This is a genomic window from Pantoea osteomyelitidis, from assembly GCF_044342975.1.
Lineage (GTDB): Bacteria > Pseudomonadota > Gammaproteobacteria > Enterobacterales > Enterobacteriaceae > Pantoea > Pantoea osteomyelitidis.
Window position 1 is genome coordinate 45,878 of the sequence record NZ_JBGFSN010000010.1, and the last position, 12,205, is coordinate 58,082.

A 12,205-nucleotide genomic window follows, 5' to 3' on the forward strand; every position below is an offset into this window, starting at 1 on the left:
TAAGAGGTGCTCAGGAGAAATTATGATCGTCCTCTACAATGCTCTGATCGTCTTGTTAACCATTGTTTGTATGGAGATCGTGGCGGCGCTGTCTCATAAGTACATCATGCATGGCTGGGGGTGGGGCTGGCACCACTCACATCATAAGCCCCATCGCGGCGGGTTCGAACTCAACGATCTTTACGCGGTGCTTTTCGCCGTGCTGGCGATTGTCCTGATTGCCGTCGGCAGCGCCGGTCTCTGGCCGTTGCAGTGGATTGGCGCCGGAATGACCGCCTACGGCGCGCTCTACTTTATTGTGCATGATGGCCTGGTGCACCAGCGTTGGCCATTTCGTTACATACCCCGGAAGGGATATCTGAAGCGTCTGTACATGGCGCATCGTCTGCACCATGCGGTAAGAGGGCGCGAAGGCTGCGTGTCGTTCGGTTTCCTTTATGCGCCGCCGCTGCCGAAACTGCAGGCCGCCCTGCGCCGCGCGCATGGCAGAAACCCTAGCGCGGACGCTGCCAAAGATGCGCAGGACGCGCCGCCGGAGACGCCATCCGGGAACTGAGCGCCAGACCCGCTCCCGACATCAGCAGAGCGAGCTTCTCTGGTCGGCTGGTACCCTGGCGCTGGTCCCAGGCTTTTTCACCGGCGTTTCTCACCTTTACCCCAATCTCCCGATAAACCCCCCTGGCCGTTGCGATGGCCCACGCGGATCGCAGCGGCAAACCGGCAAGTCCCGCCTGTGCCGATGCGTAATAGGGTTCCGCTTCCGCCACCAGGCGCGTCGCCAACTGAGCCAGCGCGCTGCGCCGGGACGGATCGGCAAAGTTATCGCGATTCAGTCCCGCATCGGCGAGCCAGCGGGTTGGCAGATAGCAGCGTCCAACCTGCGCATCTTCGACGATATCGCGCGCAATGTTGGTTAGCTGAAATGCCAGCCCCAAATCGCACGCCCGATCCAGCACCGCTTCGTCGCGCACTCCCATTACCCGCGCCATCATCAGTCCGACGACGCCCGCAACGTGATAGCAGTAGCGCAGCGTATCATTCAGCGTCTCGTACTCCTCGCCGCGCACGTCCATGGCGAAACCCTCCAGATGATCGAACGCCTGCTGTTGCGGGATCGCATGCGCCAGCGCGACCTCCTGGAACGCTGCGAAAGCGGGTTCCGTCATGGCCTGACCTGCATAGGCGCGGCGGGTCTCAGTCTGCAACATCGTTAGCCGCGCTTGCGCAGTGGCAGGATGATTAGCGGCGGCCGCAAAACCCAGCGTCTGACCATCGGTGACGTCGTCGCAGTGTCGACACCAGGCGTAGAGCATCAGGGCGCTGCGCCGGGTAGCGGCATCAAACAGTTTCGAGGCGGTGGCAAAGCTTTTGGAACCTGCCGCCATGGTCTGGGTCGCATGGTTTAATAAAGGTTGGTTCATCATGCCAGATCCTTCAGCATCAGACTGGCGGTCGCTTTGGCGGAACCTATCACGCCGGGCACGCCAGCGCCCGGATGCGTTCCTGCGCCAACCAGGTAAAGATTAGCGATGCGATCATCGCGATTATGGGGCCGGAACCAGGCGCTTTGAGTCAAAATCGGCTCCACTGAGAAAGCGGAACCCTGGTAAGCGCCCAGCTGGTCGCGAAAGTCGAACGGGGTAAACATCCGATGGGTAACCAGCTGCTGACGCAGTCCCGGCATATAGTGCTGCTCCAGATAATCAAAGATACGCTCGCGCAGGCGCGGACCTTCCTGCGCCCAATTGAGATTGGCAGTACCTAAATGGGGCACCGGCGCCAGCACGTAGTAGCTTGCGCAGCCGGGGGGCGCCAGCGAGGGATCGGTAATGCAGGGAGAGTGCAGATAGAGCGAGAAATCTTCCGCCAGCGTATCGCGGTTAAAGATCTCGTCGATCAATTCTCTGTAGCGCGGACCGAAGCAAACCGTATGATGCGCCAGCTGGGTATGATGATGATTCAGCCCGAAGTAAAGAACGAACAGCGAGTTGCTCATGCGCTTGCGTTTCAGCTTCGCGGCGCGGGCCATGCCCTGCGGATGATGGCCGAGCAGTTTTTCATAGGTATGCACCACGTCGGCGTTCGAGGCCACCGCTGAGGCGTCGAAGCGCCGCCCGTCCGCCAGCTCAACCGCGCTGACGCGATCCTCTGCCATCTCCAGGCGGCTCACCTGCGCATTTAACTCCAGCTCTCCGCCCAGATCCCGGAACAGACGAACCAGCGCCTGCACCAGCGCGCCGGTGCCGCCGCGCGGAAACCAGACGCCCCATTCGCGCTCCAGCGCATGAATCAGGGTATAGATAGAGGAGGTTGCAAAGGGGTTGCCGCCCACCAGCAGCGAATGAAAAGAGAACGCCTGCCGCAGATGCTCATCCTCAATAAAGCTGGAGACCATGCTATAGACGCTGCGCCAGGCCTGCAGGCGCGCCAGCTGCGGACCTGCGCGCAGCATATCGCGGAAGGAGAGAAAAGGAACCGTGCCCAGCTTCAGATAACCTTCCCTGAAAACGGCGCGCGAATAGTCGAGAAAGCGCCGGTATCCTTCCACGTCGCGCGGATTAAAGCGGGCAATCTGGCTCTCAAGGCGCTGTTGATCGTTGTCGTAATCCAGCACTTCGCCGGATTCCCAACAGAGACGATAAAAGGGGGTAACTGAAATCAGCTCCACATAATCACTCATCCGCTTACCGGCCAGCGCGAACAATTCTTCGATGGCGGAAGGATCGGTAATCACCGTGGGACCGGCGTCAAAGGTAAAACCCTGATCCTGGTAAACATAGGCGCGGCCGCCGGGCTTATCGCGCTGCTCAAGCAGGGTGGTGGCAATGCCCGCCGCCTGCAGGCGTATGGCTAAGGCCAGGCCGCCAAAACCGGCGCCAATAACAATGGTTCTTTTCATCTGAAGGCTCGCAGCCGTGAGTGTTGTTTGAGCAGGGCCGGGATGGCCTCGCGCACCGGTACCGGTGGCTTGCCCGTGAGAATTCGCGTCTTATCGGCGAAGGTGAGCTGACCGGCATAGAAGCGGTTGATCAAGCCGTCACCGAGGCGGTAAAAGCGTTGCATCACCTGCCAGCGCTGCTCCGGGCGTCCGGCAAGAAACAGCATGCGGTTGAGCATGCGGAAAAAGCGTTGCTGCCGCCACTGCTCTGCGGCATAGCGACGCATCAGGGCAAATAGTGCCTGGTGCGTCAGGGTTTTCTGTTGTGCAATCAGATCGGCCAGCGCCACGGCCTGCGGCAGCGAATAGCCGGTGGTGGGGTGAAACAGTCCGGCGCGCAGCCCACTGCATGGCTGGCCCTGAGCCTGATCCCAGAATGCCTGATGATGCCCGGCAAGGGTGATGGCAAGGTTGCCCTGCTCTTCACGCAGCAGAGATTTAAGCGCCCAGCCACGGGCATGAGCATAGTCGGCGATATGCTGGCTCGCCTGCCGGACATCGAGCAAAGCGCAATCGATATAGTGCGTGTCCTCAATCAACAGCCGGTCGGCTGAGAGCGGCAGGGTGTAGACGAAGCGATAACCTTCTTGCTGATCCACCGTGGCGTCCATCAGAACAGGCCGCACCAGGCCGTGCGGACGGCTGAGCTGCCACTCCTGGCCAAGAAAAGCCTGAAAGCCTGTCGCCAGATGCGGGCTGGGCTGATAACCTCGCCCGTCAATCACCGCGCTGGCGGTGAGGATCTGCCCGTCAGCCAGCTCTACGGAATCGGGCGTCAGACGCGCGACTTCAATATTGGTCAGCAAGTCGCCTCCCAGCGCCTGCTCCATCACCGTGGCGAAGCGCTCACTGGTAACGCTCAGGTAGGCGCCAGGCAGCGTGCGGGTAAGCTGAGGAAAGCAGACGTCGTAACCCTGCCAGCGGTGCGCCACCAGCGGGGCGATCCAGCTATGTTGAGCGGCGCTCAGGTCTCCCTGATGAAATGACCAGGTATGGTTGCCGCCCGCCCGCGCGCCCGCTTCGAGAATCAGAACCTTCAGCGCTGGCTGGCGCTGGCGCAAACGCCAGGCGATTAACCCATTCGCCAGCCCCGCGCCGACCAGAATCAGATCCCAGTGACGATTCAGCACGCCGCCTCCACCACGACCGGACGCTGCCCGCGCAGCGCGCGCTCAACGATGTCAGCGGCCAGCTCAACGCCACCGGCTTGTTGAAGATAAGGGTGCAGGGCGGCCATCCGTTGTCGGTAGCGTTCATCAGAGAGCAGCAGGTTCAGATGATGAGCAACCGTATCGCTGCCGGCAAAGCGCGATACGCGTCGGCCGATGCCGCTACAGACAACCCGTGCCGCCACGCCTGGCTGATCGAAGGCGATCGGCACCGCCAGAACCGGCGTCTGGCTGGCGACGGCGTCCATCACGGTATTCAGCCCGCCATGCGTAATCACTACCTGCGCCTGGCGCAGCATCTGATGCTGGTCAGCGAAATCGGTAACGTAAGTCGCGCCGTGCCCTTTCAGCTTCTCCGCCTGGGCAGGGTCCAGGCCGCCGCAGTGGGCGACCAGCAGCTCGGCGTCGATGCTGCGACAGGCGCGGGCAAGGGTGCGAAACAGTCCGTAGCGATGTCCCTGTAACGTGCCCAGCGAGGCGAAAACCCGTGGCCGCGCAGGGTTTGGTGTGAGGAAAGGTTGCTGACAGGCGGCGGTTGTCAGCGGGCGCAGCGGCCCAACGGCATGAAAGCAGGAGGGTAACGTCGCGCGCGGGAAATCGAGTTCAGGAATGGTCTGGCTGATCTGCGCCAGCGGCGATAAACAGTCGTGCAGAGCATGCCGGGGCGGAAGGCCAAAACGCCGGGCGTGGCTGGCGATAATTCGCCCATGCCCCCGCATCAGCCAGTCATAAATTTTCTTACTGGCATCATAAAGCCGTCTGGCGCGATCGTCAGTTGCGTAATCAAACGGCATCACCGGCAGGGGCAGGCCAGGCTCGCGGTTAATTGGCAATGCGCAGGCCACCGAGACGAAAGGCAATCCCGATGCCTCGGCGACTAACCCTCCGGCGGCCTCCATCTGGTCAACGATCAGGCCATCCACGCCGAGTTTTTCCAGCACGGCGGGAAGTTCGCGGCACAGCATATCGGTGGTGTTAGCGAGATCGGCAATAACAGCACGTATCGAAAGGCCTGACGGATTCGCCAGCAGATGCAGCGTACGGGTGAGGGAGCCAGCCGGGTGGCTTGCGGCGCCCACGGCATGAAAACCGACGCGCGTATCCTTTAGCAGTTCACTCGCTTCAAACTGCTGGATAAAGGTCACCTGATGACCACGGGCAATCAGCGCCTGAGCGAGCGCTTCCAGAGCACGCACATGGCTATAAAGCGGCGGCGCCACCACAGCGTAATGACTCATGCCCTATCCTCGTTCCGTTGAATGAGCTATCCTTAAGTGACGCTGTAACGACATCAGCCAATCATCGCCAGCTGCTGATCGAACCAGGCGTTCATAAAGCGCCGCGTCGCCACGCCCTGATGGCAGGCGCCTGCAAGATGCTGGTCGGCGCTGCGCAGATGTTCGCGCAGCCGCTGCTGCGCCATTTCCGCGCCCAGCATCGCCACCAACGTGGATTTCCCCTCATCCTTGTTGCAGTCCTTGCCGGTGCCGCTCAGGCTGTCGGCAAGATCGTCAAGCAACTGAAAGGCCTGTCCCAAATCCTGAGCAAAACAGCGCAACTTCTGACGCACGGTTGATGGTGATTCCGCTGCGATGGCTGCCATTTGCAGCGTGGCGCCAAACAGCATGCTGGTTTTCAGCTCGTTGGTAGTAAGTATCGCCTCAGCGCTGCGCGCATCGCCTCCTTCGTAGAGATCCTGATACTGGCCCTGCACCAGTCCCTGTAGCCCAACCGCAGCGGAAAGCTCAGCTACCGCCTGCGCCCGGCAGAGGCCCGACAGTTCTGGCGCGGCCGCGACCACGCCGAAAGCTCGGCTGAGCAGCGCCACTGCTGCAAGGATAGCGACGTTTTCACCGAACTGGCGGTGCACGGTAGGCCGTCCACGACGCAGTAGCGCATTATCCATCGAGGGAATATCGTCGAGCATCAGCGAGGCGGCATGCACCATCTCAACGGCGCAAGCGAGATCCAGCAAACCCGTATGGCTGCCATCACAGCCGAGATCGCGGGCGGCAAGCATCAGAAGCAAAGGACGGATGCGCTTCCCCGGCGCCAGCGCGCCCTCGCGCATTGCCGCGCCGACCAGATCGCGTTCATTGCCCGCAGGCAGCAGCTGATCAAGACGGTTTTGCAGCGCCTCGCGCATCGCCAGCAGTTCACTGTCCGCGCTTAAAGATTTTTCTGCGTTAGCTGTCATCATTGCTGTCCCTGGTTTGCCGCAATCGCTATGTTTATTGACGATAAGTAAAGACTGCGGCTCCGGTAAATGCCAGAAGGCATAAGTTAATTTACAGTTATCGCGGTAACGCTGATTTGAAATCGCCGTTTTGGCTAAGTATAGAAGTGCTTGTTAAATAAGGCAGAAGAAAATCAGCAGGATAGCAGCAGCCGTCTGATTCACGCTGCCGCAGAAGATTCAGGGGGAAATACCGGGTTATATCAGCAAGGTTTGTAACAGCGATATAACCTGATTGATCTCGTCAGAAGTCAGCGCGCCCTCTTTCGCGAAGCGTACCTTGCCTTGCTTGTCGAGCACCACCAGCGCAGAACTGGCATCCTTCAGCACCCAGGCGCGTTTTGCCGCGCCTTCGCTGTCGATAATAAACTCCGACTGCGGAGAGGCTTTTTTACTGCTTTCCAGGCTGCTGCGCACGAAAATCGCACTGCCCGGAATCGCATCGTCGGTATTCACTATTGTGGTGGTCTGATAACGTGCTGGCGGAAAATGCGCAGCCGCTATCGCTTCGGCTACTGCTTCGTTCATCTCTTTTGCCGACAGGCGACCGGCGATATGCAGCAGCACACGCACTTTTCCCGTGAGCATTGCGCTGTTCCAGTTAACGTAGCTCAGCTCGTTCTGTTGCAGGATCAGTTCGCCCCGGTCCGCTATGTCCACCGGCGCGACGCGCTGGCCGGTAATAAAATTATGGGCCGAAGCGAAAAAGGGAACCAGAAGCGCGAAAGCAACAAGGGCAGCGGCGGGAAAAGACATTGATTCTCCATGGTTTCAGAATAATAAAACGCCTGAAAGACTCTCTTTCAGGCTGTCATAAAGGTTTGAAGAGTTGAACCCCGTCTCTGCCCGCGCGTTTTACGCTGTAAAGCGCCTGGTCAGCCTTGCGCAGCCAGTCGTGAATGGAAACGGCACTCTCTGCCGGGGCGATGCCGATACTGACCGAGCAACGCAAATCGGGCGATCCCGGCAGGCTTATCAGGGCGATTTTTGTGCGAATCCTGCCCGCCAGATCCAGAATGCTTTCATTATTTGCGTCGCGCACAATAACCACCAGCTCATCACCGCCAAAGCGGGCGGGGATATCCTGAGCGCTCACCTCATTGCGAAGCAGGCCGGAAATTTCAGAGAGCAAAAAATCACCCACTTCGTGGCCGCCGGTATCGTTGACCTTTTTGAAATTATCCACATCCATCAGCAGCAGATACGCGGAGCTTTCCCCCCGTTTGGTGCGCAAAAACTCACTCTCCAGACGGCGTTCAAAAAGCCTGCGGTTAGGGATTTTCAGGCCGGGATCCATCAGGGCGATTAACTCAAGCTCGCGATTTTTTTTACGCAGACTCAGGGTCAGATTGTAGGAGACCGCGCTGAGCGCCAGCATATAGCAGGAGGCCAGCGGCAGGGTGAGCCATACCGTTTGCCGACTGAACGCAGTTTGTACCGGCGCGCCATTCATTACCCAGACCAGAATGAAGGCAAACAGGAAAGCGCCCAGCGCCGACCTCAGCTGTTTCCAGCCGCCAGCGGCATAACGATCCGAGGCCAGCACGGCCATAATAATAAAGGAAGGCACCGGGCTGATCGCCATCATTGCAACCCAAATCCCGCCAAATGCGGCATCCAGAGTGAGGTTCTGTTTTTCCCTCGCGGTGGGATCGTTGGATGAGAGCGCCATGCGGTAAGCGATATAAGGCCATAAGAAAGCGTTGGCAAAGAGCAAAGCATAAAATTCAGCGCCGCTTTTCATCTCCAGCAGCACCGACAAAATCGGGTTGAAACATAAAAAGGTTCCCAGTTGCCTCATGACAAACATACGACGGATAAACCGTGTGGAACGTAGCTTCAGATGACTGTCGTCAGGTGAGTAATAGGTCATGAATGAAGGTTATTATGCGGTTAGATAATGCATTCTAACGATAAAGGGTTATAAACCGAATTGGTTTTAATCAGATTGCCGCCAGGCTTTGTGACAGAAAAGCTCAAACAGCAGTGCAACTTATCGGTTTTGGCCGCCAAAATTTTTTTGGACCTGAAATATCACCGGAACGACAGTGCTTAATCAAAAAATAAGCGTCAGATAAAAAAAGACCCCCGGATGAGCCGGGGGGTGCAGTTTGCAAAACACCAGGGAAAGGGTTTCAGCTATTCCTGATTGTCAGCCAACAGATCAGGAAGCCTTGAATTCAGTAATGTTGCTAATCAGTTTAGCAGTCCAACTTAAAATGGAATTGTCTCAGTTTTGATATGTGATCTGAATCACGTTATTGCCGGTTTTTTGTTCAGCCATGTTTTACATTGTTGGTCTGACGCGCAGTAGAGACGTTTATCTTCAGACTTAACCGCCAAAATAAAACGCGGTGCCTGCCAGAGACAAAATGGATTTTTTTTGTGATCGCTCGCTTTGATTTGATTCTTTCCCGATTGACTAATTTATCACCATGAATGACATTCCGGCATAAGCCAACTGTTTTCCTCTGATAACGGTTTTTTTATTTCCTTTTTTGCACCCGGTTGCAAATTGCTGTTTGCTGGCTAAAGCATCTTATGTTCTGAAAACGCTGTCCACTTTTTTGCACTCGGGTGCAAACGCAACCCTTACAAGGAGTGAATATGTTAAATGGTGAAAGAAAAATTCCACGGCCCTTACGCTGGGCAATAATTGGCGGCGGCAGCCTCAGTCAGGTCGGTTATAAACACCGCTCAGGCGCGCTGCGTGATAACACAGCTTTTCAGCTGGTCGCCAGCGCATTTGATATTGATGCGGTTCGGGGACGGCAGTTTGGCGTTAACCTGGGTCTGGCGCCGGCGCGCTGCTATGACAACTATCAGCAGCTGCTGGAGGAGGAGGCGAAAAGGGAGGACGGCGTCGAGGTGGTCACCGTCGCAACTCCTAATGGCACCCATTATGAAATCACCCGCGCAGCCCTCACGGCGGGAATTCATGTGATCTGTGAAAAGCCGCTGTTTTTCACCACAGCCGAAGCGCGGGAAATCAAAGCGCTGGCGGAGCAGAAAGGATTGATCGTCGGCGTGACCTACGGTTTTTCCGGTCATCCTTTGCTGATGCAAATGCGCGCCATGATCGCAAAAGGCGATATCGGCGAAGTGCGCATGGTTGAACTGCAGTACACCCACGGCTTCAGCGCGAACGAAAGCGCTGACAAATTCAGTGAGGCGCAAAAGTGGCGTGTTGATCCGAAAATCGCCGGACCTTCTTTTGTTTTAGGCGATATCGCTACCCACACCTTTTATATCTCGCAGCTGGTATTGCCCGATTTGCCGATCAAAACGCTGCTTTGCGACAGGCAGAGCTTTATCCCGTCCCGCGCGCCGCTGGAAGATAACGCCATGGTGCTGATGCATTATCAGGGCGGGGCCGTGGGCCGCATGTGGGCCTCATCCATTAATGCCGGTTCGATGGACAGCCAGAGCATTCGCGTCATTGGTTCCAGGGCCAGTCTGGAATGGAGCGATTACAATCCCGGTGAATTGAAATATGAAGTGCAGGGGCAGCCCAACCAGATCCTTCATCATGGTATGCCGTACCTTGATGAAAGCGCGCTGGCGGATGAAAGGCTGGGAGCGCTGCATACCGAGGGACTGGCGGAATCCTGGGCCAATATCTACCTGAAATTCGCCATTGCCATCAGCGCCAGTCAGCGAGGCGATCGGCAAACGCTGGAAACCTTGATTTATCCTGATATCAACGCCGGGCTTGAGGGTGTGCGCTGGATTGAAAACTGTGTCCGTTCCGCCGACAACGGCGCGACTTGGGTGACCTACGAATAAGGAGAAGCGCATGAAACTTTCCTTCTGTACCGACAGCCTGGGAAACCTGCCATTTGAAGCAATGCTGGATAAATTGCTCGAACTGGGCGTGCGCGGCGTGGAAATGACCACCGGCGGCTGGTCTTCCGCTCCCCATCTGCAAACTGATGAGCTGCTGGGCAGCGCAGCGAAACGGCAGGGGCTGTTACAGGCGCTGGAGAGTCGTGGGATGGAGATTGCGGCATTGAACGTCTCCGGCAATCCCCTCGATCCCGGTGAGCTGGGGCAGCGTCACAAGCGCGATACTGATAAAACCTTGCAGCTTGCCGGCCTGCTTGGGGTGAAGAAGATCGTCATGATGAGCGGCCTTCCGCCAGCCAGCCCGGGGGACACCATTCCAAACTGGATTACCTATACCGTCAGCTGGCCTCCCTCGCTGAAAAACTGTCTCGACTATCAGTGGAACGATGTTGCCATTCCTTACTGGCAACAGCTTGTTCATCGCGCTCAGGCGTGCGGCGTGGAAAAATTTGCGCTGGAGAACTTCAGCTCAATGCTGGTGTGGAATCCCGATACCCTGTTCCGTCTGCGTGAAGCCGTCGGGCCAATGGTCGGCCTGAACCTCGACCCCAGTCATCTTATCTGGATGGGGGCGGATCCCATCGCCGCTGCGCGTGCGCTTGGTCCGGCTATCCACCATGTGCATGGTAAAGATGTGCGGCTGGAGCGCGGGCTGGTGGAGATCAACGGACGCCTGGAGACCCGACCGGTGGAGGATACGGCGCATCGGGCCTGGAACTATGTGGCAGTGGGCTGCGGTCAGGATCTGCAATGGTGGAAAGAATTTTTCTCTGTGGTACGCATGATGGGCTACAACGATTGGGTATCGCTTGAGATGGAGGATTTAACCATGTCGGTGGAAGCAGGTATCGCGTCGTCAGTGGCTGCGCTACAGCAAACTCTCAGCCAGTAACAGAATCACAGCGGCGCAGGCTGCTCTCATCGGATTTGATAAGGTGATAGCGGGTCGCGCCGTTTTCCCTGACGCGGAGAGCTGAATTACACAGCTCTCCGTTAGCAGGTTAATACTTAAACGGAACCAATCAATCCACCATCTACGCGAATAACCGGTATGCTGCCCGATATGCCCATCGCACGACGTTATTGCCTGTTATACAGCCGCCAGCATGCCGCCATCAACGAACAGCAGGTGGCCGTTAACGAAATCAGAGGCTTTCGACGACAGGAATACCGCTGCGCCCACCAACTCTTCAGGATTGCCCCAGCGCGCGGCTGGCGTGCGTTTGCATAACCAGTCGGAAAATTCTTTGTTGTCCACTAGCGCCTGCGTCATCGGCGTGCGGAAATAGCCGGGCGCGATGCCGTTAACCTGAATATTATGGCGCGCCAGCTCTACGCACATGCCGCGCGTTAACATTTTCACGGCGCCTTTTGCGGCAGCATAAGGTGTAATGGTATCCCGGCCTAATTCACTCTGCATTGAACAGATATTGACGATTTTACCCTGCCTGCGCGCGATCATTTTTCTCGCCACGCATTGCGAAACGATAAAGACGCCGGTCTGGTTGGTGGCGATAATGTCGTTCCATTCATTAAGCGGAAATTCGACAAAGGGATGTCGGCGCTGAATGCCTGCGTTGTTGAATAACACATCAATCGGGCCGATGTTATTTTCAATATCCTCGATTGCCTGCTCCACCGTGCCGGCATTTGCGACATCAAACAGGGAAATATGGGCTTTGAAACCCTCGTCGCGTAATTGTATCGCGGCCTTTTCTGCCCGCTCTGCGTTGGTGCCGTTGATGATGATCTCTGCACCCTGTTGCGCCAGACCGCGAGCCATAATAAAACCGATGCCCTGAGCGGCGCCGGTCACTAATATCCGTTTGTTATGCAAGTTAAAAAGGTCGTTCATCTCAATTCTGCCCTGTTTTGTTATGCGTAACCTCTATCTCACGGTTTTACCGTTTACAAAACAGTGATGGAGATCACTTTAAGCCGGATGGCCTGGCAGAAACTAAACGGCGCAACTGTTTTTAGCAGGGGAAAAATCGCAATGGCAGAGTGGGGGTATTA

The 12,205-nt window shown here is 57.0% G+C and carries 11 protein-coding genes; 3 read left to right on the forward strand and 8 right to left on the reverse strand.

Annotation, left to right across the window (positions count from 1 at the left end; genetic code table 11):
* Window positions 1–22: 22 nt before the first annotated feature.
* A complete protein-coding gene (locus tag ABU178_RS17975) occupies window positions 23–556 on the forward strand; it encodes a sterol desaturase family protein (RefSeq protein ID WP_397217446.1) in 534 nt (177 codons plus the stop codon).
* Here the strand turns inward: ABU178_RS17975 and crtB are convergent.
* From crtB to ABU178_RS18010, 7 genes are all read right to left on the reverse strand, one after another.
* Window positions 495–1,424, reverse strand: a complete 930-nt coding sequence (crtB, locus tag ABU178_RS17980; RefSeq protein ID WP_397217448.1) for a 15-cis-phytoene synthase CrtB — start codon at window positions 1,422–1,424, stop codon at window positions 495–497. The genes ABU178_RS17975 and crtB overlap by 62 nt on opposite strands.
* Window positions 1,421–2,899 (reverse strand): phytoene desaturase, encoded by a 1,479-nt coding sequence (locus ABU178_RS17985; protein WP_397217450.1) that lies wholly within the window; start codon window positions 2,897–2,899, stop codon window positions 1,421–1,423. Before ABU178_RS17985 ends, crtB begins: the two co-directional genes overlap by 4 nt.
* On the reverse strand, window positions 2,896–4,065 hold the full coding sequence (gene crtY, locus ABU178_RS17990) for a lycopene beta-cyclase CrtY (RefSeq protein ID WP_397217544.1): 1,170 nt from the start codon (window positions 4,063–4,065) through the stop codon (window positions 2,896–2,898). The genes ABU178_RS17985 and crtY overlap by 4 nt, the downstream gene beginning before the upstream one ends.
* Window positions 4,062–5,345: a glycosyltransferase gene (locus tag ABU178_RS17995; RefSeq protein ID WP_397217452.1), complete on the reverse strand. Its 1,284-nt coding sequence runs from the start codon at window positions 5,343–5,345 to the stop codon at window positions 4,062–4,064. The genes crtY and ABU178_RS17995 overlap by 4 nt, the downstream gene beginning before the upstream one ends.
* Window positions 5,346–5,398: 53 nt before the next feature.
* Window positions 5,399–6,304, reverse strand: coding sequence for a polyprenyl synthetase family protein (locus ABU178_RS18000; RefSeq protein ID WP_397217546.1), 906 nt, complete (start codon window positions 6,302–6,304; stop codon window positions 5,399–5,401).
* 237 nt (window positions 6,305–6,541) lie between these two features.
* Window positions 6,542–7,099 carry a YtfJ family protein gene (locus ABU178_RS18005; RefSeq protein ID WP_397217454.1) on the reverse strand — a complete coding sequence of 186 codons (558 nt, stop codon included), beginning with the start codon at window positions 7,097–7,099 and terminating at the stop codon, window positions 6,542–6,544.
* A 55-nt stretch (window positions 7,100–7,154) separates the two neighbouring features.
* Complete coding sequence (locus ABU178_RS18010) at window positions 7,155–8,216, reverse strand: diguanylate cyclase (RefSeq protein WP_397217456.1); 1,062 nt, start codon at window positions 8,214–8,216, stop codon at window positions 7,155–7,157.
* Between the two features lie 734 nt (window positions 8,217–8,950).
* Here ABU178_RS18010 and ABU178_RS18015 point away from each other — a divergent pair.
* The gene (locus ABU178_RS18015; RefSeq protein WP_397217458.1) at window positions 8,951–10,129 is read left to right on the forward strand and encodes a Gfo/Idh/MocA family protein; all 1,179 of its coding nucleotides are present in this window, start codon (window positions 8,951–8,953) and stop codon (window positions 10,127–10,129) included.
* A gap of 10 nt (window positions 10,130–10,139) precedes the next feature.
* Complete coding sequence (locus ABU178_RS18020) at window positions 10,140–11,081, forward strand: sugar phosphate isomerase/epimerase family protein (RefSeq protein ID WP_397217460.1); 942 nt, start codon at window positions 10,140–10,142, stop codon at window positions 11,079–11,081.
* Between the two features lie 198 nt (window positions 11,082–11,279).
* Here ABU178_RS18020 and idnO read toward each other — a convergent pair whose 3' ends face one another.
* A complete protein-coding gene (gene idnO / locus ABU178_RS18025; RefSeq protein WP_397217462.1) occupies window positions 11,280–12,044 on the reverse strand; it encodes a gluconate 5-dehydrogenase in 765 nt (254 codons plus the stop codon).
* Window positions 12,045–12,205 lie beyond the last annotated feature (161 nt).

Coding starts and splice junctions, on each gene's coding strand:
- ABU178_RS17975 (WP_397217446.1), top strand. CDS start 23: ATGATCGTCCTCTACAATGCTCTGATCGTCTTGTTAACCATTGTTTGT.
- ABU178_RS18005 (WP_397217454.1), bottom strand. CDS start 7,099: ATGTCTTTTCCCGCCGCTGCCCTTGTTGCTTTCGCGCTTCTGGTTCCC.
- ABU178_RS17995 (WP_397217452.1), bottom strand. CDS start 5,345: ATGAGTCATTACGCTGTGGTGGCGCCGCCGCTTTATAGCCATGTGCGT.
- ABU178_RS17985 (WP_397217450.1), bottom strand. CDS start 2,899: ATGAAAAGAACCATTGTTATTGGCGCCGGTTTTGGCGGCCTGGCCTTA.
- ABU178_RS18010 (WP_397217456.1), bottom strand. CDS start 8,216: ATGACCTATTACTCACCTGACGACAGTCATCTGAAGCTACGTTCCACA.
- ABU178_RS18015 (WP_397217458.1), top strand. CDS start 8,951: ATGTTAAATGGTGAAAGAAAAATTCCACGGCCCTTACGCTGGGCAATA.
- crtB (WP_397217448.1), bottom strand. CDS start 1,424: ATGATGAACCAACCTTTATTAAACCATGCGACCCAGACCATGGCGGCA.
- ABU178_RS18020 (WP_397217460.1), top strand. CDS start 10,140: ATGAAACTTTCCTTCTGTACCGACAGCCTGGGAAACCTGCCATTTGAA.
- ABU178_RS18000 (WP_397217546.1), bottom strand. CDS start 6,304: ATGACAGCTAACGCAGAAAAATCTTTAAGCGCGGACAGTGAACTGCTG.
- idnO (WP_397217462.1), bottom strand. CDS start 12,044: ATGAACGACCTTTTTAACTTGCATAACAAACGGATATTAGTGACCGGC.